This window comes from Paenibacillus lemnae, assembly GCF_012933385.1.
Classification (GTDB): domain Bacteria; phylum Bacillota; class Bacilli; order Paenibacillales; family Paenibacillaceae; genus Paenibacillus_AQ; species Paenibacillus_AQ lemnae.
In genome coordinates this window covers 1-26,139 of record NZ_JABBPN010000013.1, presented here as the reverse complement: position 1 = coordinate 26,139, position 26,139 = coordinate 1, and the positions used below count along the sequence as shown (strand labels likewise).

Annotated in this window: 23 protein-coding genes; 5 read left to right on the top strand and 18 right to left on the bottom strand. The window is 48.3% G+C overall.

Features of this window, described 5'->3' with window-relative positions; translation table 11 throughout:
• Positions 1-33 precede the first annotated feature (33 nt).
• Both aroQ and HII30_RS13970 read right to left on the bottom strand, forming a co-directional pair.
• Positions 34-480, bottom strand: coding sequence for a type II 3-dehydroquinate dehydratase (aroQ, locus tag HII30_RS13975; RefSeq protein WP_169505658.1), 447 nt, complete (start codon positions 478-480; stop codon positions 34-36).
• A gap of 77 nt (positions 481-557) precedes the next feature.
• On the bottom strand, positions 558-1,055 hold the full coding sequence (locus tag HII30_RS13970) for a YqhR family membrane protein (protein ID WP_169505657.1): 498 nt from the start codon (positions 1,053-1,055) through the stop codon (positions 558-560).
• A 193-nt stretch (positions 1,056-1,248) separates the two neighbouring features.
• Here HII30_RS13970 and HII30_RS13965 point away from each other — a divergent pair, with 193 nt between their 5' ends.
• Together HII30_RS13965 and HII30_RS13960 are read left to right on the top strand one after the other, a co-directional pair.
• Complete coding sequence (locus HII30_RS13965) at positions 1,249-2,184, top strand: DUF1385 domain-containing protein (protein WP_169505779.1); 936 nt, start codon at positions 1,249-1,251, stop codon at positions 2,182-2,184.
• 7 nt (positions 2,185-2,191) lie between these two features.
• On the top strand, positions 2,192-2,527 hold the full coding sequence (locus tag HII30_RS13960) for a hypothetical protein (protein ID WP_343045111.1): 336 nt from the start codon (positions 2,192-2,194) through the stop codon (positions 2,525-2,527).
• A gap of 68 nt (positions 2,528-2,595) precedes the next feature.
• Here HII30_RS13960 and HII30_RS13955 read toward each other — a convergent pair whose 3' ends face one another.
• The 3 genes from HII30_RS13955 to mntR form a co-directional block, all read right to left on the bottom strand.
• On the bottom strand, positions 2,596-3,525 hold the full coding sequence (locus HII30_RS13955) for a patatin-like phospholipase family protein (protein WP_169505656.1): 930 nt from the start codon (positions 3,523-3,525) through the stop codon (positions 2,596-2,598).
• A gap of 77 nt (positions 3,526-3,602) precedes the next feature.
• Positions 3,603-5,192 carry a family 10 glycosylhydrolase gene (locus tag HII30_RS13950; RefSeq protein ID WP_169505655.1) on the bottom strand — a complete coding sequence of 530 codons (1,590 nt, stop codon included), beginning with the start codon at positions 5,190-5,192 and terminating at the stop codon, positions 3,603-3,605.
• Positions 5,193-5,269: 77 nt separating this feature from the next.
• On the bottom strand, positions 5,270-5,695 hold the full coding sequence (gene mntR, locus HII30_RS13945) for a transcriptional regulator MntR (RefSeq protein ID WP_169505654.1): 426 nt from the start codon (positions 5,693-5,695) through the stop codon (positions 5,270-5,272).
• Positions 5,696-5,879: 184 nt separating this feature from the next.
• Here mntR and splB point away from each other — a divergent pair, with 184 nt between their 5' ends.
• Positions 5,880-6,950 carry a spore photoproduct lyase gene (splB, locus tag HII30_RS13940; protein WP_246246434.1) on the top strand — a complete coding sequence of 357 codons (1,071 nt, stop codon included), beginning with the start codon at positions 5,880-5,882 and terminating at the stop codon, positions 6,948-6,950.
• A 9-nt stretch (positions 6,951-6,959) separates the two neighbouring features.
• On the opposite strand, the gene HII30_RS13935 is transcribed toward splB, so the two are convergent.
• The 12 genes from HII30_RS13935 to adhE all read right to left on the bottom strand — a co-directional run bounded on the left by HII30_RS13935 (position 6,960) and on the right by adhE (position 24,212).
• Positions 6,960-7,673, bottom strand: coding sequence for a cytochrome c biogenesis CcdA family protein (locus tag HII30_RS13935; protein ID WP_169505653.1), 714 nt, complete (start codon positions 7,671-7,673; stop codon positions 6,960-6,962).
• Between the two features lie 13 nt (positions 7,674-7,686).
• On the bottom strand, positions 7,687-8,514 hold the full coding sequence (locus tag HII30_RS13930) for a metal ABC transporter permease (RefSeq protein WP_211184594.1): 828 nt from the start codon (positions 8,512-8,514) through the stop codon (positions 7,687-7,689).
• Entirely contained in the window at positions 8,514-9,263 is a 750-nt protein-coding gene (locus HII30_RS13925; RefSeq protein WP_169505651.1) for a metal ABC transporter ATP-binding protein, read from the bottom strand. The genes HII30_RS13930 and HII30_RS13925 overlap by 1 nt, the downstream gene beginning before the upstream one ends.
• A gap of 71 nt (positions 9,264-9,334) precedes the next feature.
• The gene (locus HII30_RS13920) at positions 9,335-10,513 is read right to left on the bottom strand and encodes a metal ABC transporter solute-binding protein, Zn/Mn family (RefSeq protein ID WP_169505650.1); all 1,179 of its coding nucleotides are present in this window, start codon (positions 10,511-10,513) and stop codon (positions 9,335-9,337) included.
• A gap of 201 nt (positions 10,514-10,714) precedes the next feature.
• Positions 10,715-12,709, bottom strand: coding sequence for a methionine--tRNA ligase (gene metG, locus HII30_RS13915; RefSeq protein WP_169505649.1), 1,995 nt, complete (start codon positions 12,707-12,709; stop codon positions 10,715-10,717).
• A gap of 400 nt (positions 12,710-13,109) precedes the next feature.
• Positions 13,110-13,388, bottom strand: coding sequence for a membrane protein insertion efficiency factor YidD (yidD, locus tag HII30_RS13910; protein WP_169505648.1), 279 nt, complete (start codon positions 13,386-13,388; stop codon positions 13,110-13,112).
• Positions 13,385-13,813, bottom strand: a complete 429-nt coding sequence (locus HII30_RS13905; RefSeq protein ID WP_169505647.1) for a Fur family transcriptional regulator — start codon at positions 13,811-13,813, stop codon at positions 13,385-13,387. Before HII30_RS13905 ends, yidD begins: the two co-directional genes overlap by 4 nt.
• A gap of 172 nt (positions 13,814-13,985) precedes the next feature.
• Entirely contained in the window at positions 13,986-16,685 is a 2,700-nt protein-coding gene (locus HII30_RS13900) for a copper amine oxidase N-terminal domain-containing protein (RefSeq protein WP_169505646.1), read from the bottom strand.
• A 185-nt stretch (positions 16,686-16,870) separates the two neighbouring features.
• Entirely contained in the window at positions 16,871-18,478 is a 1,608-nt protein-coding gene (nagZ, locus tag HII30_RS13895) for a beta-N-acetylhexosaminidase (RefSeq protein ID WP_169505645.1), read from the bottom strand.
• 59 nt (positions 18,479-18,537) lie between these two features.
• Complete coding sequence (gene pflA / locus HII30_RS13890; protein ID WP_169505644.1) at positions 18,538-19,287, bottom strand: pyruvate formate-lyase-activating protein; 750 nt, start codon at positions 19,285-19,287, stop codon at positions 18,538-18,540.
• 15 nt (positions 19,288-19,302) lie between these two features.
• Complete coding sequence (pflB, locus tag HII30_RS13885) at positions 19,303-21,564, bottom strand: formate C-acetyltransferase (protein ID WP_169505643.1); 2,262 nt, start codon at positions 21,562-21,564, stop codon at positions 19,303-19,305.
• Positions 21,565-21,602: 38 nt separating this feature from the next.
• On the bottom strand, positions 21,603-24,212 hold the full coding sequence (adhE, locus tag HII30_RS13880; protein WP_169505642.1) for a bifunctional acetaldehyde-CoA/alcohol dehydrogenase: 2,610 nt from the start codon (positions 24,210-24,212) through the stop codon (positions 21,603-21,605).
• Positions 24,213-24,415: 203 nt separating this feature from the next.
• Here adhE and HII30_RS13875 point away from each other — a divergent pair, with 203 nt between their 5' ends.
• Together HII30_RS13875 and HII30_RS13870 are read left to right on the top strand one after the other, a co-directional pair.
• Positions 24,416-25,135: a Crp/Fnr family transcriptional regulator gene (locus HII30_RS13875; RefSeq protein WP_169505641.1), complete on the top strand. Its 720-nt coding sequence runs from the start codon at positions 24,416-24,418 to the stop codon at positions 25,133-25,135.
• A gap of 92 nt (positions 25,136-25,227) precedes the next feature.
• Entirely contained in the window at positions 25,228-25,386 is a 159-nt protein-coding gene (locus HII30_RS13870) for an asparagine synthase (RefSeq protein ID WP_169505640.1), read from the top strand.
• Positions 25,387-25,466: 80 nt separating this feature from the next.
• On the opposite strand, the gene HII30_RS13865 is transcribed toward HII30_RS13870, so the two are convergent.
• Positions 25,467-25,997, bottom strand: a complete 531-nt coding sequence (locus HII30_RS13865) for a hypothetical protein (protein WP_169505639.1) — start codon at positions 25,995-25,997, stop codon at positions 25,467-25,469.
• Positions 25,998-26,139 lie beyond the last annotated feature (142 nt).

Here is a 26,139-nt window from a genome sequence, read left to right as displayed (position 1 = left end):
GTACCACGCTCCTTCTTTTGTTTCTGTTACAAGCTATGAAGCACTGTTATCAACAATATCCAGTAAAGCGTCCAGACCAAGCTTGTAGCTGCCGGCCCCAAATCCGCAGATTTGTCCTGCACATACAGGTGCAATTACCGAAATATGGCGGAAAGCTTCTCTGGCATGAATATTGGATAAATGCACCTCGACAGTCGGAATGCTTACAGAACTGATGGCATCCCGCAGTGCATAGCTGTAATGCGTGAATGCGCCCGGATTGAGCAAAATTCCATCAGCCTGTCCCATGGCCTCATGAATCCGGTCGATCAGTGCTCCTTCATGATTCGATTGGAAGAAGGTAATGCCGATTCCTGCGCTTACTGCCTGACTGCGCAAAGAGCCTTCAATACTTTGCAGGGATACCGAGCCGTACACGCCTGGCTCGCGGGTTCCGAGCAGATTTAGATTAGGTCCGTTGATGACCCAGATAGACTTCATAAGGTTTCCCACCTTTTCGTCAAATAACCAAAAGCTATTTTACCATAGGCAGGCTCTACTTGAGAAGTTTTTTTAACTTAGCCCATTACTTCCTTCTTGTCCCTCAGCTTTTCATCCGTGTATTCTTCCGCGGTTGTATATCCGATAAATAACCCCCACAGCAAAAACAGGCAAAATTCAGAAATGTTCGTGTCCCAAGACATTTTTTTGACCGGAAGACTCCAGTGAAACATCGGGTTCAGCGCAATGAACAGCAGCGCCCACCATACAATACCATAGGCAATTCCCGGCCAGGGCCCTTTCACCTTGCGGAACAGCAGCACATAAATAAGAGAAGCAATAACAGAAAGTGCAATAAAAGAGAGCCATCCCGCCAGCTGTCCTGCCGTTGTCATCAGAAATGCATGCTTGAAAAAAGGCTCAAGCAAAAATCCGGGAAGCACAGTTGTAAAATGAAGCAGATAAAAGACCCACCGGATGCCTCCCCATATAAAGCCTGCATAAAATCCCAGCTCGAGTGCGAATGTAAACCGGTTGGTATAGATACGCTCTGACTTGCTTTGCAGCGGATTCATCAATACGCTCACCCCTTCATAAAACTTAAAAATTATTATGCTCATATTCTAAAAGCCTAATCCAACTAGAATTTAACTTCATTATTCGATACAATAGATTTATAAGAACGTATTTCAAGACAGGAAGGTGAATTGTTTGTCCCAAAAGCCCGCTCAGGTCAGCTACGGAGGCCAAGCCGTCATCGAAGGGGTCATGTTCGGAGGCAGGCATGTCAACGTAACAGCTGTCCGGAGAAAAAACAATGAAATCAAGTTTCTCGAAGTGCCGCGGGAGGATAAGTCTCTGGTTCTGAAGCTGCGTAAAATCCCGCTGCTCCGCGGCATCATTAGTCTCATAGATTCAACCATTAAAGGCTCCAAGCACCTGAATTTCTCTGCAGACAATTATGCAGACGATACGCTCGAACCCGAAGAACGGGAGAAGCAGAAAGAGAAAGAAGAGGACGGCTGGAGCCTCAGCATGATTATCGGTGTTGCCGCTGTGAGTGTGCTCTCCTTTATATTCGGCAAGCTGTTATTCACACTCGTTCCGGTATTTGTTGAAGATTTCCTGTTTGGCAATATCATTGATAATTATGTCATTCGGAATCTGATCGAAGGCGTTATCAAGTTGATTCTGCTGCTCATCTACCTCTGGGCGATCTCTCAGACTCCTGTGATCAAGCGCCTGTTTCAATATCATGGTGCCGAGCATAAAGTCATCAGCGCATTTGAAGCCGGAGAGGATCTGACCGTCAAGAACGTACAGAAATACACTCGACTTCATTACCGCTGCGGCAGCAGCTTTATGATGCTGACGATTGTTCTGGGGGTTGTCGTGTATTCAGTAGTCCCTTGGGACACCTTGACGGAGAGAGTCATTCAGCGTATTGTTCTTCTCCCTGTCGTGCTGGGTATTTCATTTGAGTTCCTGAAACTGACTAACTCCTTGAGAGATGTTCCGGTTCTTCGCTATATGGGTTACCCTGGTTTGTGGCTGCAGCTGCTGACCACGAAGGAACCTTCGGATGATCAAGTAGAGGTGTCTATTGCATCCTTTAACCGGATGCGGGAACTGGATGCTCAATATGAACAAGCAGCGGCAGCAAAGCCGTTAGCAGGAAGTGTACTTGACCCAGCGAAAGGATGAGTAATCCATGTACAGGCTGAGAACACAGATCATCATTTTTTGGACATTCGTTGCACTTGCAGCATTAGGAATCATCCTCAACTTATCGGATTCACGATTTTATATTCCTGTGATTATTGTGGCTGTCGTATTTCTGCTCTACAAGTTTCCGCCAGGGCGTCTGAAGCTTCGGCGCAAAATCAAACCATCCAAAAAAACGCAGGCCAAATGGAAGTCTATGCAGAGTAGTACAAGGAAATCCGCCAGTCCGAATTCACCTCGAAAGAAGCAGTATCCTTTCCAGGTTATTGAGGGCCAGAAGGGCAAGCATGATCCGTCCGATGATGTTCCCAAATATCATTGAGGTCATTCATAAACGCAATCATAAAAAAAGGTGGTATCGAGGGAAATTCCCGGGATACCACCTTCTTATTATTCATGTTTGTCAGGCCGCCAGTCCTGAAAAAAACGCTTCCCGGCAATCAGACCGGACTGATATAATTCCATACTCTCTGTGTCTGATAAATTAAAATGAGTGGTGCTGATGCCAAGTGTAGGTATTTTAATCGTCCGGTTCCGGTTCTCTTTCTCGATATAACGTTCGTCATGCGCAGACAGCATCGTCTCAAACATTGCCGTCAGCATACTGAAGGGCCCGTTGATCCGGTGCGATTCTCCGCTGTTCTTCCCCACCATTTGAAAACCGACGACAGGCAGCGCTTTCTCCTTGCCCTTCAGTTTGCGGTCAAACAGCCATAACGGAAAATTGCTTAGCAAACCTCCGTCGACAATGTATACAAATTGCTCTTGAAACGATTTGCCTCTGGCCTGTTCCCCCATTAACCGCAGAATAACGGGATCAAAGAAATATGGGATGCTGCAGCTCATTCGAACTGCTTTTGCTACGGGGAATGTAGATGGATTAATGCCGTAATTTTTCAGATCGTCCGGGAGCACAAGCAGTTTGCCGTTTGTAATATCCGAAGCGACAATGTACAGCTTACCGTCAGGCAGATCCGAGAACGTGAAAATCCCTTTTGCGAGCAAAAGCTTGCGGATCCAGTGCTCAAGAGCCTCTCCGGAATACAATCCTTTTTTCAGCAAAACTCTCAGCGGAGGGCCCACGAACCGGGTATTGAATATGGGCGCACGAACAAGCAGCCGCTGGAATGGGGTTTCCTCGATAATCCGTTTCATTTCATCCGCTTTGTATCCTGCAGCAAGAACCGCTGCCACAATGGATCCTGACGATGTGCCTGCCATTCGGTTAAAGCCGACACCTGCCAACTCTGCGGCTTTTACAGCCCCGGCCAGCGAAATTCCCTTCACACCCCCGCCTTCAAAAACCGCATTGATCTGCATAGAAAAACCCCCGCTCACATGGTCTATTGACTATGTATGAGAACGGGGGAATATTCATTCCTGAAGGACACGCACGTTTAGGAAGTATAATATAATTTCAACTGATTCAGCAGTCCTAAAGGATTTCCTGTCAAATGTTTGGCTCTAAAGAAAATACTGCCCTCGATATCCGGGTACTTTTCGTTGTATCGAAGCTGATTGATGATTTCCACAGCAGACTGCCAGTTTTTATCCTGATTCTTATCTCCGACCTTGTAGGCAGCATGGCCGATCAGAAGATCCACACCGGTTCCTCTGACTTCCTTCGCCCACCAGTCCACCAGCTTGTCATAATCTGCAGCACTGTAATCCATACTCCAGTAAATTTGAGGAACGATGTAATCAATCCAGCCGTTTTGAATCCAAGTGCGGGTATCGGCATACATGCTGTCATAGGCGGTTACGCCAGCTTTCGAATCCGATCCGGTAGGATCTGCTGACTGATTACGCCAAACACCGAAAGGACTAACGCCATAATAAATATTCGGCTTTGTCCGGTTGATGCTTTCCCCAAGCTCTTTTACAAAGGTGTTAATGTTGCCTCTGCGCCAGTCTCCTACGCTTTTGTATGAACCATCATTATAAAGTCGGTACGACGTTGTATCCGGTATGGATGTGTGGGATGGATAGAAATAGTCATCCAGATGGATACCGTCGACATCGTAACCATTCGCTACTTCCATAATGGTATCTATAATATGCTGCCTGGCGGCCGGATTACCTGGGTCGATCATCAGCTGTTTGTTCACGCTTAAGATCCAGTCCGGGTGGGCTCTGGCAACATGGTTCGGAGCAAGTGACGCGGTAGACAGTTCCGTGTTGGCACGGAACGGATTAAACCAGGCATGAAACTCCATCCCTCTGCGATGGGTTTCTTCCACCATAAATGCCGTAGGATCGTAACCCGGGTCTTTCCCCTGCGTTCCTGTCAGCACCTTGGACCATGGTACCAGTGCTGAGGTATACAGGGCATCGCCTGAAGGTCTCAGCTGTACGAATACCGCATTTATTCCTGCATCCTGCAGCTGATCCAGCATCGTGGTAAAGTCTGATTGCTGCCGGTCAATGCTGCTCTTGTTTGCAGGCCAGTCCAGGTTGTACACAGTAGAAATCCAGGCTCCGCGAACTTCATTGCGATCCGGCGCTGGCTGCTGCGGAGTTCCCGGTACAACAGGTCCCGGAATGATCCAGCCGCTGGTGAGATCAATCACTTTCTCGCGCTGATTCCATACGACGGTAAGGCCAAGATTTTCGCTGATGAATCGAAGCGGCACCATCACCCGGCCGTTCTTGATTTGTACCGAAGCACTTAAAGGCTGTGGTTTACCATTCACTAACGCCGTATTTTTACCCGACGTTAAAGACAGGGTGTATCCTGGCTGTGAAATCGTGGCCGTCTTTGATTGCTGATTCCACTGGATCGAGGCTCCAAGCCCCTGACTGATGACCCGGGTAGGCACCATCGTTACATTTACTTTGGGAAGTATGTAAGGCGAGACATCGCTGCTCAGCTTCCCTCCGTCCAGAAAAATCTGTATGGCAGCGCTTTGCGCTTTAGCGGCGGGGACGACGGACGGCAGGCAGAACAACGTTAACATCAGCACCAGCATCCATTTACGAAATCTCATGTTGAACCTCCGGCTTTCTTAGATTTGCAGGTAATTAAACTAAAAAAGCATCTGTCGACAGCGGACAGATGCACTTTCTACGATTCGCTGACCAATTCATTATGAATGTCGCGCAGTTCTTTCAATCGAATATCGTCTCTCTTGAAATATTCAACAAGGGTCTCAATACAGGTTATGGAATCCCAGCTTAAATGATGCTCAATTCCTTCAACATCGCCGTAGATGTTTTCTTCCTGCACACCAATCATACCCAGAAACTGCTCCAGCAGCTGGTGGCGAGCCATTAATCGTTTTCCCATCTTCTTGCCCTTGCTTGTCAGCACCAGTCCGCGGTACTTCTCATAAATCAGATATTCATCTTTATCAAGCTTCTGAATCATTTTCGTGACGGACGAGGGGTGAACCTCCAAGCCTTCGGCAATATCCGAAACGCGCGCATAGCCTTTTTCTTCGATCAGCTTGTAGATGCGCTCCAAATAATCCTCCATGCTGGGTGTCGGCATCTTTAATTCCCTCTTTTCTCATAATTGCGTAACACTTGTCTTCTGTTTTACCTGCAACTGTAATGATACATGTTATCAAGAGCAGTTGGCAAGTCCCGGTAAACCCTGCTGCGTGATATTAACAGGTGTTGCATTCATTGCAGTGGAGAACCTAAATACACTCAGGTGAAAGGAAGGTGCCATTTTGACGGAAAATACATTGGTGATTCCCAAGAAAACACTTAGAGCTACAAAACCGTTTATTCCCGACCTCGTTTATTTTGAGCCTGATGCCTTGGAATACCCCAAGGGCAGGAAGATCATGGAGTTTGTTAAGGCTAAGAACATTGAATACCGGATGACCACTTCCCATAATCGAATCACGAATCTGCCTGGTGAGACAGAACAGGAAAAATACCGGATGGCCAAAAGAACACTGGTTGTCGGATTGCGAAAAACACTGAAGTTCGATCAGTCCAAGCCTTCGGCTGATTATGCGATCCCGATCTCCACCGGCTGCATGGGGCATTGTCACTACTGTTATCTTCAGACTACGTTAGGTGCCAAGCCTTATATCCGGGTGTACGTAAATACAGAAGATATTTTCGGAGCCGCAAAGTCCTATATCGAGGAACGGGCCCCTGAAATCACTACATTTGAAGCAGCCTGTACTTCTGATCCCGTAGGTATTGAACATATTACGGGCTCCCTTCAGGATCTGATCACATTTATGGCTGGAGAAGAATTTGGCAGACTGCGGTTTGTCACCAAATTTCATCATGTCGACCCTTTGCTGGAACTGAAGCACAATAACCATACTCGTATCCGTTTCAGCATCAATGCCGATTATGTCATCCGCCAGTTTGAGCCTGCCACCTCCAGATTTGAGGAACGGATTGAAGCGGCTGCTAAAATCGCTCATGCCGGTTATCCGCTCGGTTTCATCATTGCCCCTATTATCTGGCATGACGGCTGGGAACAAGGTTATGCCGAGCTGCTGGAGCGTCTGTCTGCCGCCCTCCCCTCTTCAGCTGCAGAAGGACTGACCTTTGAGATGATCCAGCATCGTTTTACCAAAACAGCCAAGACCGTTATCGAGCAGCGATATCCGAAAACCAAACTGGAAATGGATATTGAGAAAAGAAAGCAGAAATGGGGACGCTGGGGACAATATAAGTATGTCTATCCCGACGAACAGCAAACCGCCCTGAGACAATTTATCACAGAGCGGATTTTCGAGCATTTTCCCAAGTCTTCTATAGATTATTTCACTTAGTCATTCATCTTAGAAACGAAGCCAGTCCGGCGTGATGCTCTGCAGCCAGATTGTAATCCGGAACATCTGATTGGTGAAGAGCAGAATGCCCATGATGATCATCAGAACCCCGCCAGTTTTCATCAGAACATTCGAATATTTCAAAATCCACCGAGTGGAGCCAATAAAGAACGCGAGAATGAAAAAGGGAACCGCAAAGCCAAGTGAATAAGAAGTGATCAGCGGAAACCATGTGCTTGGATCTGTAGCAGCCATAGCAATGATCGCCATCAGGATTGGACCTACACAAGGCGACCAGCCTGCAGCAAAACCAATACCAAACAAGAATGTACCTATGTATCCGGTTGGCTTGGATTTAAAATCAAATTTGCGGTCTTTCATTAAAAACTTCGGTTGAAACCATCCGACGAGCATCAGACCCATCAGGATAATCAGCAGTGCAGACAATTGACGGATAAGATCCTGATATTCAATAAAAAGTTCACCAAAAAGTCCTGCACCCCAGCCGAGCGAATAATAGACGGAGGAGAAGCCGAGAATGAACGCCAGTGTGTGCGTCATCGTACGCATGCGGACGTCCTTGCGGTTTTGCTCCGTCTTGAGCTCGTTTACCGACATCCCTGTAATAATGGACAAATATGAAGGATATAACGGAAGACAACAGGGTGAAATAAAAGACGCCAAACCGGCTGCAAAAGCTATGCCGACATTGATATCAGCCATGTACACATCCCCCTTAAGTCGTAAGGCCCTTCTTGCCGATGAGTGTCAGAATTAAAAATGAAATCAGCAGTAATACGATCGTAGCGCCCGGCGCGAGATTGAAGAAGCCTGCCATCATCAGACCCCCGACCACGGCGATTTCTGATAATACCACCGACAGCACAATGGCAGAACGGAAGCTCTTAGCCAGGAGCAGGCTGATGGCTACCGGTATTGTCAGCAGTGCGGATACAAGCAGAGCACCCACGATTTTGATCGCCGTACTGACGACAAGGGCTGTCAATACGGTAATGATCATATTCATCCATTTTACGGGCAGTCCGCTCACGCTGGCAGCATCTTCTTCAAAACTGAGCAGGAACAGCTCTTTAAAGAACAGGGAGATGACTGTAATAACGATGATCGTCACCCCGCCTACCATGTATAAGTCATTCACATCCAGGGTGTAAATACTCCCGAACAAATAGCTCATGACATCATTATTATAGCCCATGCCCAGTGTGAAGAAGAGCGATGCCAGGGCGACTCCGCCGGACATAATAATCGCAATCGACAGCTCGGCATAACTTTTATAGGCTTTCCGAAGCTTCTCAATTGCAAATGAGGCAAGCACAGCAAAAACCAGCCCTGCCGCCAGCGGATATACCTCGATCAGAAATCCAAGGGCGACCCCGGCAATCGTAACATGCGAAAGGGTATCCCCGATCATCGACAGCCGCCGCAGCACGAGGAAAATTCCGATCAGCGGAGCGGTAATGCCAATCAGCAAACCTCCCAGCAGTGCACGCTGAAAAAAGTCACTCGACAATATATCTAGCAATCCAAACGTCTCCTTCAACATTAAACAAGTGTATGCTGTAAATCCTGTTCTACGCAATCCTGAGCTTCATGAGAATGGCGCACAAAAAACTGAATTTTACCATTTTGATCCACCGGTTTCTGCCCCAGATAGCCCTGGACCATGTCCAGATCATGTGTCACCATCAAAAAGGTCATATCATGATGGGCGTGCATATGGGTGATGAGTTCGAAAAAGCTTGCCTGCGTCTCGGCATCAATCCCGATGGTCGGCTCGTCCAGTACGAGCAGGTCAGGACGGTTAATGAGCGCACGCGCCAAAAACACACGCTGCTGCTGACCGCCGGACAGCTGTCCGATCCGTTTGTCTGCAATGTTCTGAATGCGCATGACCTCCAGCGCGTCATCGCATTTCTGCTGCTGCTGTCTGGTAATTCGGCGAAAAAGGTTCTTTCGGTTGTACAAGCCGGACATGATGACCTCACGTACCGTAGCCGGAAACAGCGGGTTGAAGCTGTTCTTCTGAGGCACATAACCGATCCGCTCCCAGTCACGGAAGCGGCGAATGGGCTCTCCAAATAATTCAATACTTCCCTCTGCTGCCGGAAGAAGACCGACAATCAAGCGAAGAAGCGTTGTCTTTCCAGCTCCGTTTGACCCGACGATGCCTATAAAGTCCCGCTCTTTCGCCGTAAAATTTAATCCCTGTATGACCTGCTGGTCTCTGTAGGAAAATGAGATATTTTTAAGTTGTATTATCGGTTGATGGCAATCCTGTGCTGCCGGCATCATACCATGGCCGCCTTTCCTTAAATAACGTATAAAGCCGGGGATGAAGGAAATCTACCCCGGCAGTCCTCTTATTATTGTAATGCCTTCTGAAGATTTTGCAAATTTTTCTCCATGAGAGTGAAATAATTTTCTCCGCTTTGTTCCTGCTGTTTGGTAAGGCCTTCCACCGGGTTGAGTACGAGTGTTTCCACCCCGGTTTCGGAAGCCAAAGTTCTCGCTAATTGATCGGATACCAGCTCTTCAAAGAAAATATAGCGGATATTGTTCTCTTTTACCGTCTTCGCAAGTTTCACGATATCCTGTGCTCTGGGCTCGGCATCCGGGGACAATCCCATGATCGCATGCTGCTTCAGGTTGTAGTCTCTTGCGAGATATCCAAACGCCTGATGAGATACTACAATCTCGCGGTCTTTAATCCCGGATAGTCCGCTTTCGAATTGGTTATCCAGGTTTACTAGCTTCTCTTTTAATGCCTCATACCTTTGTTGATATCCGTCTGCATGTTCAGGATCGGCTTCTACCATGCTTTTATAAATATTGTCAGCCATAATGATCGCGGATTTTGGACTCACCCAAGTATGCGGGTCAACATATTTGCTGTCATTGGTCGCTGCTTGAGCAGGCTCTGTCTCCACAGGTTCCTCATTCGTCGCGGCTTCATCGCTGTGGTCATGATCGTGAGCCTCCTCCTCTGCCGCTTCTCCGCTGTGGTCATGGTCATGTTCCTCTTCGGCTGCAGCTTCTCCGCTATGGTCATGGTCGTGTTCCTTTTCGGCTGCAGTTTCTCCACTATGGTCATGGTCATGTTCCTCAGTCGATGGTGATTCTTCGGCGGGCTCCCCATGACTGTGACCATGTCCGTGACCGTCATCACCTTCAGCATTAATCAGCGAAACCCCTTTACTTAGCTCAACTGGTTTGACTTCACTGTTTTTGTCGAGCCCTTTTAAAAACCCGGGAACCCATCCTTCCATACCGGCTCCATTATACAGAAAAAGCTGGGCTTTCGAGGTTTGGACAATATCCTGGCTTTTCGGTGTCCAGTCGTGAGCCTCCACGCCAGTGGGCAGCAGATTAATGACATTGGCATCCTCTCCGCCGATCTCTTTTGCAAATTCATAGATTGGATAAAAGGTCGTAATGACATTTATTTTATCTTCTGCAATGGCTCCTTTACTGCTTCCACAAGCAGATAACACCAGCACCATTGAAATCAGCAGGGCGGCATACTTACTCTTTCTTAAGTTCATTTTCTCTCTCCACTCCATTCCCAATTAACAAATCGTAATCATTACTAATAGATATTTATTATAAGAGTGCCTTCTGATGTTGTCAACTAAATCGTAATGATTATTATTTGGTAGGTTCCAGGAACTACAAAGCCCCCCTAGGTCAGACACATTCATGAAAAGTGTCTGACCTAGGGGGGCCCGTTAGATCTTTTACTTGTGCTATTTCACAAGAGCTCCGTTTGGCATGGAATCCGGCACGGTTGCAAGGGTGAGCTGTTCTCCCTGGGAGGCTGCCAGAATCATGCCCTGAGACATTTCACCTCTCAGCTTCACAGGTTTCAAATTGGTGACACAGATCACTTTCTTGCCGACCAGCTCTTCGGGAGTGTAATGTTTCGCAATACCCGAGACGACCTGGCGTTGTTCGAAGCCGAGATCCAGCTGCAGCTTTAACAGCTTATCTGCCTTTTTCACCGGCTCGCATGAAAGAACCTGGGCGACACGAAGTTCCACTTTGGCAAAATCATCAATGCCGATTTCCTCTTTCAGCTCCACCGGCTCTTCTCCACCCGCTTCAGGGCCCGCTGCGGTTGGTTCTGAAACCGCCGTCTCTTCCCCGGGCTTCGTACCGCCAGTCATAGCCGCTGCGATGTAGGCGACCTCCTGCTCCACATCCAGACGTGGAAAGATCGGCTCCCCTTTCTGAAGCTTGGTGCCTGCCGGAATGCTGCCCAGCAGTCTTCCGCTGTCCCAATTGGTCAAGGAAACCTGACCCTGTAAACCAAGTTGTTCCCAGATTTTCTGCGGAGTACGGGTCAGGAATGGCTGGAGCAGAATCGAGGCAATACGAAGACTTTCAACCAGGTGGCTCATCACCGAAGCCAGCTCTCTTCTTCTGCTCTCATCCTTAGCCAGTGTCCATGGCTGAGTTTCATCAATGTACTTGTTGCTGCGGCTGACAAACTGTCCGATGGCTGTCAACGCCACAGAAAACTCCAGCTGCTCCATAGCTTCTTCCACGCGTTCATAAACAGCTGCAGCGGCCTCTTCCAGTGTTTCATCAAATGGAGTAACGCCTTTTTCATACCCGGGAACCTCGCCGTCAAAATATTTATCTACCATCGCGACGGTGCGGTTAAGCAGATTTCCGAGATCATTAGCCAGATCAGAGTTCACACGCTCCACAAAGCTTTCCGGTGTAAATGTACCGTCTGCACCAAATGGAACTTCACGCAGCAAATAATAGCGCAAAGCATCCAGCCCATAGCGGTCGATCATCGTGATCGGATCCACGACATTGCCCTTGGATTTGGACATTTTGCCGTCTTTCATGAGCAGCCAACCGTGTGCAAAAACCTTCTTCGGCAGCGGCAGATCCAGTGCCATGAGAACGATAGGCCAGTATATGGTATGGAAACGTACAATCTCTTTGCTCATCAAATGCACGTCTGCCGGCCAATACTTGTCGAACAGGGATGAATCGTCAGACCCGTATCCAAGAGCTGTAATATAGTTGAGCAGCGCATCGATCCATACATAAATGACATGTTTCGGATCGCTTTTCACCTTAACTCCCCACTCATAAGTGGTACGGGATACAGCCAGGTCTTCCAATCCTGGTTTAATAAAGTTGTTGATCATTTCATTTTTACGGGATACCGGCTGGATAAAATCAGGGTTCTCCTCGTAATACTGAAGCAGTCGATCGACATACTTGCTCATCCGGAAGAAATAACTTTCCTCCTTGACGAGCTCTACAGGACGCCCGCAGTCTGGACATTTCCCGTCTGTAAGCTGCCGCTCCAGGAAGAAGGATTCACAAGGTGTACAGTACCATCCTTCGTATTCCCCCTTATAAATATCACCCTGCTTAAGAAGCCGTTCAAATACTTCCTGGACTACTGTGGTATGACGAACTTCGGTCGTCCGAATAAAATCTTCATTTGAGATATCCAGCTTCTTCCACAAATCTTTAATACCGGCAACGATGTCATCTACGAACTGCTGTGGTGATTTCCCGGCTTCTGCAGCTTTTCGTTCGATTTTCTGTCCGTGCTCATCGGTTCCTGTCAAATACCGCACATCATATCCGCGAAGCCGCTTGTAGCGGGCAATGGCATCTCCAGCTACCGTTGTATAGGCATGGCCAATGTGCAGCTTGTCGCTGGGATAATATATCGGTGTAGTCAAGTAAAAGGTTTTTTTGTCAGACATATCAGGATCTCCGTCCTTTTCTAAATGTATTGTACTGCATGGCTGAATCCGATAGACAAAACAGCGGCAGACGTCAAAAAACCCCCGTCCCTATGGGACGAGAGCTGATATCTCACGTGTTACCACCCAAATTCCCCGGACTCTTCACAGAGTCAGGCTCATCGACCTGCTTCCAGGCCTCCATTAACGCTGGAATCACGCCATCCCCTTACGATTGCCGATCTAGCTTAGCACCCGCTCGGAAACAGTTCCTCCAAGACCATCTTCCGCAAGTCACTCAGACCGGTTCTCAGCTGCCCCGGCTCTCTGAACAGAGTGTTCATACGTACTTATCTTTTCCTCGGAAATAACAGTTATGAATACTATCTTCTCCCAATATAATCAACGATCATACAGGATGTCAAGAATCTCCGGATGTTCGTGCTGTTTCATTCATCGTACCAGGATCATTACGGGGCGGGACAAGATCGACCCCCCCTGGATTAAATGGATGGCATCTTGCAATACGCCTTGCGGCTAGCCATGATCCCTTTAGCGCACCATGTACTTCTATGGCCTCAAGGGCATATGCAGAACAGGTGGGATAGAAGCGGCAGGTTGCCGGTTTCAATGGAGATATGACTTTACGATATACATGGATGGGTGCATTAAGTACCCTGGATGGCAAGGACTTGGTCATGAAGAGCTGTCTTCCTTGGCGCAGTCTCTGCAGTAACCAAACACCTCGAATTTGTGCTGCACCACCTGAAAATCTTCTGGCGCATCCGTCAGGTTCATGGGACAAAAGGTTATGGGATACGTCTTCTGGCATTGCAGACAAATCATATGGTGATGATGATGTTCTTCACTGCACCGGGCCCGAAATTTGATTCCCTCTTCAAATACTACTTGTTCTAATGCTCCGAGCTCATACAACACCCTCAGATTGCGGTATACCGTATCAAAACTCAATCCGCTGTATTTCTTGCCCATATGATCATAGACATCCTTAGCAGTGAGATATCCGTTATGTTCCCCAAACAATTTGGCGAGCGTTTTGCGCTGATCGGTGATGCGCAGTCCATGTTCGGACATCGTGCCGATGATCTCTTCCGTCGTCAGCATACGCAGCAGCCTCCTGAAGTTCAATTGATGTTCACTTCTTTTATAATGCCTGAAAAAAAACACTTCGTCAACGAAGCACACCGGGTATAAAGAAACCCCTATCCCTCTTCCAGTACAGGAATAAGGATAGGGGCAGCCGATACGTGGATAACTGTGTCTGTACTTGGATCTGTTACTGTCTCTCTTCAGGCATTGGGCTCAGCACAATACTTACAGGTAAGCTGCTTCCTGGTGCAGCCGTAAACCACATGTCCACGGATTGTTCATAATCGCCGGTGCGGAACAACACGCTGCTCTCGTGTGGTGCAGAAACCCAGGAGGAGGATGGCACTCCAATGATATTGCCGTTAACCATCATGGATCCCATAAATCTTCCACCCCTCGGGTTAAAGGTGATGAGCGTGTTGGGAGCTACCCGATTCAATTGAATGCGATATACCATACCGAAGTTGCCGGAGTTGGAAATCGGGTAACCCGTAATACCATCATGTCCTGTCAAGTACGGATCCAGGTTTTTGTCTCCGAGTGCAATTCGGGCAGGGGTAAGGCCTACCAGCTCATTGGACTCCAAAATCCGGGTCGAGTTGTTATACGTACCGCGGTTGTGAATGCCGTCCGCCGGAAGCAGCGGTAATGACGGAAGCTTTGCGATTGGATCTTCATGCTCGCCAACCATGACGATATCATACCGGATCGGCGAATCAGTATACAAATCTGCAAACAAGGATACGCTCTGGCGCTCTTTCACGGGCAGGGCGCTGATTTCGGTCAGGATCAAGCGGCTTTCGCCGGGACGGAGTGTGATCGTATGATCACTGCTGCTGCTCTGCATGGATCTCATATAACGCTCCACGGATAATTTACCTGCTGCATTCGGAAATTCACTTGGACCGCCCATGCCGACATACTCGGTCGTGAGCGCTGCAGTCGTACTGTTAATATTCGTAGCTACAACATACATTTTCACTCGTTTACCTGTACCATTCAGATGATGGATCATAAAGCGCGTGGCTCCAACACCTGTCTCCTGATAGACAACCCCTTCTCGGTTGACGGTCTCCGGACTATTGCTGCGGATCAGGGTCCGCGGCTCGGATGTTGTCGTAAGCGGTACGATTGGCATTGCTGGCACTTTGGAGCCATCGATGAAGAACTTTTCTCCAACTTCCGCATAGAGTTGATAGAATTCTTCACGCGTGTACAAGGTTTCACCGGTAATAATGACGGTTTTTTCAAACGTGTCGGTTGCTCCGTGCTTATCTGTAACGGTTAATGTTATTGTAGCAGGCCCTGGAGTAAAGAATGCTTTTGCATTGTTGCTCCAGTCTCTGTCCACAATGGCATTCTCATCGTCCGTACTTTGGTCGGTATACGTGATGATCTCGCCCATTTTGTATTGTTCCTTATTGGTAGTGAATTGAGCTGTTGGTGGATCATTCGGTGTTACCACTTCAATATTCAGAATGAATGGATCACTCCATTCTCCGCTGGAATCCTGTACGGAGTAAGAAACGGTATGAATGCCTGTCTCAAAGAACACATCTTCGCGGCCTTCCCAATATTCATTCACAATAGGCAGCCCTGCAGGAGAATATGCGTTGGTCTTGTAGTTCACCACCGTTTGACCGGCAAAAACCTCGCTATTAGTCACCGTAAAAGAGGCCACTGGCTTGGTGCTTAAAGAAAGGATAACTCTCTTGTTCAGCTGGTCTACCCGGTATGGAATACCTAGTGCCTGGGTGATCGATGTCAAAGGTACCATAAACGTTCCTGTATCTTGATACGCAGGACCTTTCATGGTAGTACGTGCACCGTTTACAGTGTATATACTGCTGCCTGTTTTAAAACGGATTTCGTCATTTCCTCGTGTAATAACGGTTTCTTTTGTGCTGCTGTCATATCTCAGATTAAAACCGACCCGATCGACTAGCGAACGGATAGCCACATAGGAAACCCCCTGTTTGACCGCCATCGGCTTGGCAGCTGTATAGGGCTTGCCATTATGAATCATTTGTGCGCTGTTCATCATCAGAACGAGACCAGGTTCCACAGGGATTGGTGCGGGAGGCTGAACAGGCTCACTGCCGCCAGAGCCGCCGCTGTTACCTCCTCCGGCATTTTCCATTGCGGCCAGATTCAAAATGACTTTTTTCTCCGGCTGATTGACTTGATACGGAATGCCCAGAGCCGCCGTGATGGACGTAAGCGGAACCATGAACGTTCCCTTGTATGTATATGCAGGGCCCTTCATGGATCGGGATTCACCATTAACCTTGTATGCACTGCTGTTCATCGTAAATCGCAGTTCATTCCCGTCTTTGAGAATGATCGTTTCTTTTGTGGCGTTGTCATACCGCAGGGTTAGTCCTGCGCGCTCCACCATGGCACGAATAGAAATATAGGAAACGCCGCTCTTGACCGCCATCGGCTGTGCAGCTTTATATAAATCGCCGTTATGATACATATCGGCACTGTTCATGAGCAGAACCAGTTCATTGGGTTCGGTTGAGTATACCTCTGAAGACGCGCTTTCCTGAGCTGACGGCGCTGTCTGTGCTGACGGTGTCTGCGTTTGTGGCTCCGTCGTTTCTTCCTGCTGTATTTGGACATCATCATTCTGTTCGTTGTTTTGCTCTTCCGGCTGAACCGGTTCCTCAGCAGTTGTGTCAGCTTGTGCAGCCTCTGGTGTTGAATTAAGGCTCTCGGGAGCCGCTTCGACAGCTTCCACAGCTTCCACAGCTTCGCTTTCAACGGACCGCTGATTAACTTCTTCCTGTTCCAAGACAGCAGAAGACTGGGCACTTACAGGAATCATGGTAAAAACCTGAGCCGCAGCAAGTACTGTAACGATCGATATTCTTTTAAATTTCATGTTTTACTCCTTCACTCCTGATGTTTTTTATCTCTATTGATACGACCAATCTACCAACTTCACACAGTCTATTAGACGTCAATCCCTTAGAAAAGTTGCTCTTTTGCTGTCGAAAAGCAAAAAACCCCCGGTTTCCTGTTAAATTACAAGGAATAACCGAGAGGTTTCTTTCAATTAAATTCAGCCTATTTTTCAGAAATATTAAGTGTGACCGGAAGCTTGCCTTCAGCAGCAGCCGCCCCGATGAGAACATCGGCTAACACATCCATAAATACAGGGGTATTTTCATAGCAGCACAGATAGGCAGGCACTTCTGGCACTTCGTTTAGATCATATGGATTTCTGGTAGAAACTACGATCAGCTTCTCCGGGGATTGACTGTTCAGACCCTGGACAAGTCTGCGCTGGCCTTCACTTAACCGGCTTTCGGATGTATAAGTAACCGCAATAACCTGAGAAAATGAGCGAGCTTTCTGTATCGCAGACTGCAGCCCTTCATCTGATAGCGATGTACTTACGACCAGTTCCTCCGTTTGGGGCATTCTTTTCTTCAATGAATCTCCCAGTGTGTACATATGACTCCATGCCTCATCTACCTGAGTTGTGATTCCCGTTTCCGGCCAGATGACCAGCAGATCTTTGGTGGAATCCAAAGGAAGCTGTCCTTTGTTTTTCACCAATGTGATGGCTTTGCCTGCGATCTCTTTCAGCAGTGTTTCTTTTTCTGTTGCTGTGGTGACAGTTTCGAGTTGACCGCGGCCGGCTCCTTCCGACAACCTGCGCTGCTTAAGTTCCAGAATACGCTTCAGCGATTCTTCAATCCGCGCTTCTGTAATTCTTCCCGATCTCACAGCCTGGACAACCGCTTCGATGGCAGCAATCTGCTCGTCCCTGGTGTGACTGATCAGGATGCAGTCTGCTCCAGCCAGCACCGCCCGCACTGCTCCCTCGGCAACCCCATATTCTTTGGCAATGGCGTGCATCTCGAGACAATCGGTCAGGATCAAGCCTTCAAAACCAAGCTCTTCCCTTAACAGCCCGCTTAGAACCGCTCGGGACAGGGTAGCTGGCGTTCCATCCGGTTCAATGGCCGGAAAGCCGACATGGGCGGTCATAATGGCATCTACACCTTCTCGGATGGCCTCCTTGAAAGGGACAAGTTCAATCCCTTCCAGTCGTTCACGACCATGCGGTACAGAAGCCAGACCCAGATGGGAGTCCACACTCGTATCTCCATGCCCCGGAAAATGTTTAGCTGCAGCCGAAACCCCTGCTTGTTGATAACCGCGAATGGCAGCTGTCCCCAGCTCTGCTACTGCAGCAGGGTCTTCTCCAAAAGACCTAACGCCGATGACTGGATTAAACGGGTTGTTGTTCACGTCAAGGCATGGGGCCAGGTTCAGGTTAATCCCAAGACTCCGCAGCTCCTCACCGCTGATTTTAGCAGCTTGATAGCAGTATTCGGGACTTCCGGCAGCACCGAGTGCCATATTTCCAGGGATGCGGCTCATGCCCTGCTGATCGATCCTGGCGACCATACCGCCCTCCTGGTCAATCGATATGAGAAGCGGCGGCTGGCCCGCTGATCCAGCCAGGGATTGAAGGGAAGATGACAAAGCAGCAACCTGCTCTAAATCACGTACATTACGCCGGAAATAAACGATGCCGCCGATATGATATTCACGGACCAGAGCTTCCGCGTGCTCATTCACCGTAAGTGCATCAAAACCGCACATAAATAATTGCCCTACCTTTTGTTCCAGTGATGCATGGTCCCAAGTCTTTGATGTCATGAAGTGATAACCTGCCTTTACATTGAAGTTTGGTTCTGATTCCATTCTCCACCAGAACCTTACCAAACGTCAATTGGCTTTAAGGACAACCGGCTGCCTTTATGGATCAGGCTATAGGCACGCTGTATTTCTTCTTCTGACGGAGAGTCCACATCTTTTAAAGGATAAGCTCTGCCCAGCGCCTCCCACTTGTGTATGCCCAACTGATGAAAGGGAAGAATCTCGAATTTTTCGACACAAGCAAGAGTACAAACATACTGACCGAGAGCTACAAGATCATCTTCCTCATGATGAATGCCTGGCACGTATACATGCCTGATCCAGACAGGACGCTGATGGTCAGACAGCCAGCGGGCTAATCTCAAGGTTCGTTCATTGGATTTGCCTGTCAGCAAAATATGCTTTTTCTCATCAATATGCTTTAGATCCAGCAGAACGAGATCACTGTTCAGCAGCAGTTCCCTGATTTTATCCGGGTCATTAAAGCCGTTTGTATCCAGCGCGGTATGAAGATTCCAGCGGCGTTTAACTTCTTGAAACAGGCGTGTAACAAAAGCATGCTGAAGCGTCGGTTCGCCGCCGGACACCGTCAGCCCTCCTCCGGATGAGCGGTAGTAAGGCAGGTACGGCTCGATCTCGGCCAGAACATCTTCGACACTCATCTCTATTCCTTCATTCAGTCCCCAGGTATCCGGATTGTGGCAGTACTTACATTTCAGCAGACATCCCTGCATGAACAGGACAAAGCGGATTCCCGGACCATCTACCGTTCCGAAGGTTTCCATGGAATGCACATGACCTTTTAGCATAAGAAGTCACCCTTTCTACATCGAACCATGAAACGTGCGGTTCATAACGTCAAGCTGCTGTTCCCGGGTCAGCTTAATGAAGTTTACGGCATAACCTGATACACGGATCGTAAGCTGCGGATATTTCTCGGGATGCTCCATCGCGTCCATTAGCTGTTCCCGGTGAAACACATTGACATTCAAATGATGTCCTCGGCTGCCAAAGTACCCGTCCAGCATCGATACCAGATTACGGATTCGTGCTGGCTCCTCCTTGCCTAAAGCTTTCGGTACGATAGAAAAGGTGTTGGAAATGCCGTCCAGGCTATGCTCATAAGGAAGTTTTGCCACCGAGGTCAAGGATGCCAAGGCTCCTTTCTGATCCCGTCCGTGCATCGGGTTAGCGCCTGGAGCGAACGGCTCGCCGGCTTTGCGGCCATCTGGTGTGGTTCCGGTTTTCTTGCCGTAAACGACGTTTGACGTAATCGTCAGTACGGATTGTGTCGGCACAGCACCTCGATAAGCTTTATGCTTTCGAAGCATGCCCATGAACGTTTCCACAAGCTCCACAGCAATCTGGTCAACACGATCATCGTTGTTGCCATAGCAGGGATAATCGCCATCGATCTCGAAATCAACCGCAATACCGCTCTTTGTGCGAACCGGCTTTACCCTTGCATATTTGATAGCGCTGAGCGAGTCTGCCGCCACGGACAAACCGGCAATGCCGCAGGCCATAGTACGAATGACATCCCGGTCATGAAGAGCCATCTCCAGGCGTTCATAGGCGTATTTGTCATGCATGTAGTGAATGACGTTCAGTGTATTCATATACAGCTTCGCCAGCCACTCCATCATTGGACTGAAGCGATGCATAACCTCATCATAGTTCAGTTCATCGTCTGTAATAGCCGGATATTCAGGACCGACCTGATCGCCGGAAACTTCATCCCTGCCGCCGTTAATAGCATACAGCAAGGCTTTCGCCAGATTGGCGCGTGCCCCGAAAAACTGCATCTGCTTGCCGATTTTCATAGCGGATACACAGCAGGCAATCCCGTAATCCTCCCCGTAGATTGGTCGCATCAGATCATCATTTTCATATTGAATGGAGCTCGTTTCGATGGAAACCTTGGCACAATACTGCTTGAAGTTTTCCGGCAGCTTTTCGGACCAAAGCACCGTCAGGTTCGGCTCCGGCGCAGGTCCGAGATTGTAGAGCGTGTGCAGAAATCGGAAGCTGTTCTTCGTCACCCTTGTCTTTCCGTCCAGCGACATCCCGCCGATGGATTCTGTCACCCAGGTCGGATCACCGCTGAACAGCTCGTTATAATCCGGCGTGCGCAGAAATTTGACAATCCGAAGTTTCATAACAAAATGGTCGACCAACTCCTGTGCCGCTTCTTCCGTCAAGGTCCCTTCCTTCAGATCCCGCTGGATATAGATGTCCAGGAAGGAGGATACCCGGCCAAGGGACATGGCTGCTCCGTTCTGTTCTTTGATCGCTGCAAGGTAAGCAAAGTACAGCCACTGAAAGGCTTCCTTCGCGTTATCAGCAGGTTTTGAGATATCATATCCATGCTCAGCTGCCATCGTCTTCAGCTCACGGAGTGCAGCAATCTGTTCTGCGATTTCTTCCCGAAGACGAATGATTTCCTCATCCATGTTATCCACTTCCAGGCTGGACAGTTCCCTCTCTTTGTCCTGTATTAGAAAATCCACACCATACAGAGCCGCACGCCGGTAATCTCCGATGATTCGGCCCCTGCCGTAAGCATCCGGCAGGCCTGTAATAATACCAGCTCGCCGGGCTGCCTTCATCTCAGACGTATAAACATCAAACACGCCCTGGTTATGCGTTTTCCGGATATGAGTAAACATATCAATCACGCTCTGCGGAATCTGAAATCCATAAGCCTGACAAGCATCGACCATCATCCGGATCCCGCCAAAAGGCTGAATGGAGCGCTTGAACGGCTCATCAGTCTGCACCCCGACAATCTGCTCCAGTTCCTGTTTCAGATAACCCGGCCTGTGGGACAGGATACTCGACGGGGTTTTGACATCTACGTCCAGCACCCCGCCCGCTTCCCTCTCCTTCCGGGTCAGATCTGACACGATATCCCACAGTTTCTGTGTAGACGCTGTCGGTGGTGAAAGGAACGCAGCCGTTCCTTCATATGGTGTCATGTTCAATGCAATGAAGTGATTCACATCTACCGATCGGGACCATTTTCCCGGCTTGAAGCTTCTCCAGCCCGGGTTCTGATTTTGAACATCTGTCTTCATAAGTGACATTTCTCATCCCTCCAAGTGTTCGCTTATTGATGGCTCTGTTAAAAACGGCCATAAAATGCGTTTCGGTACACCTCTGCAAGCTCGGTTACGAGAGGAAGCTTTGGATTCGCCGTCGTGCACTGATCCTCAAACGCCCGGTCGGCCAGTTCATCAACCCGTTGTTCGAAGTCGGCAGGGTCGACCCCAAGCTGCTGAAAAGATTCTTCAATGCCGAGTTTTTGGTTCAGCTCACGAATACCCTGGATAAGGCTGTTGACACCTTCCTCTGTATTACGTGCCGGCAGTCCGAGAATACGGGCGATTTCCGCATATTTTTGGTCTGCCACGAAGTGAGTATATTTCGGCCAGGCGGCATATTTGGTCGGTTTCTTGGCATTGTAACGGATGACATGCGGCATCAGGATGGCATTGGTGCGCCCGTGAGCGGTATGGTATTGTCCGCCCCACTTATGTGCAAGACTATGATTGATGCCCAGAAACGCATTCGCGAAAGCCATCCCGGCAAGTGTGGAGGCATTGTGCATTTTCTCACGGGCCAGTGGATCCCCGGTCAGCGCCGATTGCTCCAGATACTGGAACACAAGCTGAATCGCCTTGATGGCCAAGCCATCGGTATAAACGCTTGCCATCACCGAGACATAGGCCTCGATGGCATGGGTCAATACGTCCATTCCGGTATCGGCCACAGCGGTTTTCGGCAGACTGTATACAAATTCCGGATCAATAATGGCGACATCCGGAGTGAGCTCATAATCCGCCAGCGGGTATTTGGTATGGCCCTGCAGCTTGTCGGTAATAACCGCAAAAGAGGTCACTTCCGAACCTGTACCCGAGGTTGTGGGGATCGCTACAAACTTCGCTTTTTGGCCCAGTTTAGGGTATTTGTATATCCGTTTCCGAATGTCCATGAATTTCTGCTTCAAATGGTTAAAGTCCGTGTCCGGGTATTCATAGAACAGCCACATCGCTTTGGCCGCATCCATGGGGGAGCCTCCGCCCAGTGCGATAATGCAGTCAGGCTGGAACCTTCTCATCATCTCTGCGCCGCGGTCCACCGTGGTAGTCGACGGGTCCGGTTCCACCTCGGAGAACACTTCTATCGCTACCGGTGTCTGGCGTTGACGGAGATAGTGCATCACCCGCTCCACATAGCCGAGTTTGACCATCATTGGGTCGGTAACAATGGCCACACGTGCGATGTCCGGCATTTTGGCCAAGTACTGTGTTGACCCTTTTTCAAAATAAATCTTGTTCGGCACCTTAAACCACTGCATATTCACGGTTCGGCGATTCACCCTTTTCACATTGATCAGGTTCACAGCAGTTACGTTAGACGATGTCGCATTACGGCCATAAGAACCGCAGCCCAGTGTCAGTGACGGCAGATTCGTGTTATAAATATCCCCAATTCCGCCCTGCGAGGATGGCTGGTTCACCAGAATACGGCAGGTCTGCATGACTTCCGAAAATTTATTGATGATATCCTCATTATGAGAATGGATGACGGACGAATGCCCCATCCCCCCGAACTGAACCACTTCGGCAGCCCGCTGAATGCCCTGCTCCGGATTTTTGACAACATAGCAGGCCAGGATCGGGCTCAGCTTTTCTGCAGATAATGGATATTTAGGACCCACACCGTCCAGCTGGGCAACTAATATTTTCGTACCATCCGGCACCTCAATGCCGCAATCCTTGGCAATCTTCATCGCAGGCTGACCTACAATCGCGGGATTCACTGCACAGGTATCCAGGGATATCGCACCTGCAGACAGTCGCCCAGCTTCTTCCTCGTTCAGGAAATAGCAGCCGCCTGCTATCATTTTTTTCTTCACCTTGTCGAAAATAGCTTCTTCAATAATCACTGCCTGCTCGGAAGCACAGATCATCCCGTGATCAAACGTCTTGGAGAGAATGAGATCATGGACTGCCTGATCCACATCAGCTGTTTTCTCTATAAAACAGGGTACATTGCCTGGACCCACACCCAACGCAGGCTTGCCGCAGCTGTATGCAGCCTTGACCATAGCTGAACCGCCGGTGGCCAGTATACAAGCGATGTCCGAATGGTTCATCAGCGCCTTGGTTTTATCCATAGCCGGTTCTTCAATCCACTGAATGCAGTACTTTGGCGCGCCATGGGCTGCAGCTGCTTCGAGCAGGATCTTCGCCGCCTCCCTGCTGCAGGATTGTGCGGACGGATGAAATCCGAATATGATCGGATTTTTCGTCTTAATTGCAATAAGTGCCTTGAAAATTGTAGTGGACGTCGGATTCGTAACCGGAGTTATTCCCATAATGATGCCTACGGGTTCGGCTATTTTTTGATAATTGTCATACGGGTTGTCTTCGATGACCCCTACGGTTTTGTCATATTTAATGCTGTTGTGAATGTATTCAGTGGCAAACATGTTTTTGATGATTTTGTCCTCATACACCCCCCGTCCAGTCTCCTGAACGGCCAGCTTGGCCAGCGCCATGTGGTTTTCCAGCCCGGCTAAAGCCATAGCCTGCACAATCTTGTCTATAGTGTTCTGATCCAGAGATTGAAACTCTTTAACCGCTGTATTCGCCCTGTCCATCAGGGTCTGCACATATTCTTCCGCTGTTTGCCGTTTCACCTGAGCGGCTTCATGTTTGATCGCCATCTCTCTCATCCTCCTGCAAACTGTGATTATTTCTCTTTACAAGTTGAGGATAGCACAGGAGAGTCATTATTATTGTGAAATAAGTCACAATTATGAAAAATTCCGATTTTCACCAATTTTCCATGGATCATCCTCTTTGCCTGCTGACAAGTGAAATTTTTCACTATATAATAAAATCAAAGTTATCTTATGGAGGGATCGGCATGATCAAGGCAGAGCAGCCCACTTTTGTCCCAGGTAATACCCGGTGTTTTACAGAATTGAATCGGAATCGTTTGCTGGGAACCACGGTTTACCGGGTCGCTCCGAAAGGCTCCCTCCTGTTCTGGGAAGGAGATCTGTCCGACAAGCTCTTCTATATCAAGAACGGCCGGGTAAAGTTGACTAAATCTACGGAGGAAGGCAAGGAATTGGTGCTGTACATGTATCAAGCAGGTGATCTTATTGGTCATGCCGATCTGTTTACCCGGACGAGACACAGCTTTTCCGCCGAGGTTCTGGAGAAAAGCGAGATCGGTGTCATTGATTACAAAAGCCTTGAAGAACTCATCTGCCAGCATGGTGATTTCGCCATTGACTTTATGAAATGGATGGGTGTCCATCACCGTATTACCCAGACCAAATTCAGGGATTTGATGATGTATGGCAAACCGGGGGCTTTAAGCTCAACGCTGATTCGTTTGGCGAATACTTATGGGGAAGTCCAGGAAAACGGATGGATTTTGATTACCAAAAAAATGACTCACACCGACTTGGCCAACATGATTGGCGCAACCCGGGAAAGCGTGAACCGGATGCTGCGTGATTTGCGCAAACAGGATGTGCTGGACATGACGGCAGGCAAAATGATGATCAAGGATCTTTCCCATCTGCAGCACATGTGCCGCTGCGAGCTTTGTCCGGTTGAAATTTGCCGCATTTGAGGATGCACCTATTTCGTAAGCCGCTGTATAAAAAAATTGAAAACGACCACAATAGACTTGTCTTGCCAAACCATACTAAGGGAGTGTTCTGCATGCGTGAAGGTTTGATTCCTGCTGTTCTCGGAACCGTAGTATCTGCTTCCGGCGCCGCTATGCTGTACAGCAAGTATAAGCTTGCTGCCACCGGTATTTTGGGCTTCGGACTCGCCCATATCGTGCTGGGTGCGATTGACCTTGTGGAACACCGGTAGGTGTGTTTGGAGGATGTAAAGAAGGGACTGACCTCAAGATCTCAGATCTTAAGGGCAGTCCCTTTTGCTGTTGGCTGTAGTCAGTTGGTTACATGTCCATTATATTTCCACATGTCATCCACTTTGATAAAATCTATGTAGATCGCGATATTTCCTTCTTTATAAACTCTAGCCAAGAAGACCTGGAATTTATCTTCTGCTTCTTCTTGTTGAACATATCCCCTATATTGAAGTTCATTCATTCTGATACTTATAAAATTCATTTCTCCATATTTAGCGGTTATTATTTTATCGCTATCTTCAGAGAATTTAACATTAGGACCCATTATAGAATTTAAGTAATCAATATTTTTATCATTCATAGCTCCAATCAATTTGAATGATTCATTCAAAATTTCTTTGGCTATGTCATGTTCCTGTAACTTAGCTTCAAGTTCGTTCAACTTCAGTTTAAGTTCTTCATTTTCTTTCTGCAGGGATTCTTTATCCTGATCGGTAACTATAGGGTCTTGGTTTGTATTGGTTATGTTCATTTGCTCGGGTCTGTCATTAGTACAACCAACAAGGGATACTGAAGCGATGAAACTCAATATAATTAAATACTTTTTCATCTGATTCCTCCTTTAGAAGGTTATTGTACCATATTTTGGGCGAACTTTTAATACAAGACAGATTGTAATATGAAGTGCGACACCTAAAAAGAAATAGCCCATGGGAACGATTCGTGTAGAATGAAGTTACCACACACCATTC

Bases quoted from the DNA above. Each gene is read 5' to 3' on its own strand.
- metG (WP_169505649.1), bottom strand. From the start codon at position 12,709: ATGTCTGACAAAAAAACCTTTTACTTGACTACACCGATATATTATCCC.
- pflB (WP_169505643.1), bottom strand. From the start codon at position 21,564: ATGTCACTTATGAAGACAGATGTTCAAAATCAGAACCCGGGCTGGAGA.
- HII30_RS13950 (WP_169505655.1), bottom strand. From the start codon at position 5,192: ATGAGATTTCGTAAATGGATGCTGGTGCTGATGTTAACGTTGTTCTGC.
- adhE (WP_169505642.1), bottom strand. From the start codon at position 24,212: ATGGCGATCAAACATGAAGCCGCTCAGGTGAAACGGCAAACAGCGGAA.
- aroQ (WP_169505658.1), bottom strand. From the start codon at position 480: ATGAAGTCTATCTGGGTCATCAACGGACCTAATCTAAATCTGCTCGGA.
- mntR (WP_169505654.1), bottom strand. From the start codon at position 5,695: ATGCCGACACCCAGCATGGAGGATTATTTGGAGCGCATCTACAAGCTG.
- HII30_RS13870 (WP_169505640.1), top strand. From the start codon at position 25,228: ATGCGTGAAGGTTTGATTCCTGCTGTTCTCGGAACCGTAGTATCTGCT.
- HII30_RS13925 (WP_169505651.1), bottom strand. From the start codon at position 9,263: ATGATGCCGGCAGCACAGGATTGCCATCAACCGATAATACAACTTAAA.
- HII30_RS13865 (WP_169505639.1), bottom strand. From the start codon at position 25,997: ATGAAAAAGTATTTAATTATATTGAGTTTCATCGCTTCAGTATCCCTT.
- pflA (WP_169505644.1), bottom strand. From the start codon at position 19,287: ATGCTAAAAGGTCATGTGCATTCCATGGAAACCTTCGGAACGGTAGAT.
- HII30_RS13970 (WP_169505657.1), bottom strand. From the start codon at position 1,055: ATGAATCCGCTGCAAAGCAAGTCAGAGCGTATCTATACCAACCGGTTT.
- HII30_RS13955 (WP_169505656.1), bottom strand. From the start codon at position 3,525: ATGCAGATCAATGCGGTTTTTGAAGGCGGGGGTGTGAAGGGAATTTCG.
- HII30_RS13875 (WP_169505641.1), top strand. From the start codon at position 24,416: ATGATCAAGGCAGAGCAGCCCACTTTTGTCCCAGGTAATACCCGGTGT.
- nagZ (WP_169505645.1), bottom strand. From the start codon at position 18,478: ATGACATCAAAGACTTGGGACCATGCATCACTGGAACAAAAGGTAGGG.
- yidD (WP_169505648.1), bottom strand. From the start codon at position 13,388: ATGACCAAGTCCTTGCCATCCAGGGTACTTAATGCACCCATCCATGTA.
- HII30_RS13930 (WP_211184594.1), bottom strand. From the start codon at position 8,514: ATGTTGAAGGAGACGTTTGGATTGCTAGATATATTGTCGAGTGACTTT.
- HII30_RS13965 (WP_169505779.1), top strand. From the start codon at position 1,249: ATGTTCGGAGGCAGGCATGTCAACGTAACAGCTGTCCGGAGAAAAAAC.
- HII30_RS13900 (WP_169505646.1), bottom strand. From the start codon at position 16,685: ATGAAATTTAAAAGAATATCGATCGTTACAGTACTTGCTGCGGCTCAG.
- HII30_RS13905 (WP_169505647.1), bottom strand. From the start codon at position 13,813: ATGCTGACGACGGAAGAGATCATCGGCACGATGTCCGAACATGGACTG.
- HII30_RS13920 (WP_169505650.1), bottom strand. From the start codon at position 10,513: ATGAACTTAAGAAAGAGTAAGTATGCCGCCCTGCTGATTTCAATGGTG.
- HII30_RS13960 (WP_343045111.1), top strand. From the start codon at position 2,192: ATGTACAGGCTGAGAACACAGATCATCATTTTTTGGACATTCGTTGCA.
- HII30_RS13935 (WP_169505653.1), bottom strand. From the start codon at position 7,673: ATGGCTGATATCAATGTCGGCATAGCTTTTGCAGCCGGTTTGGCGTCT.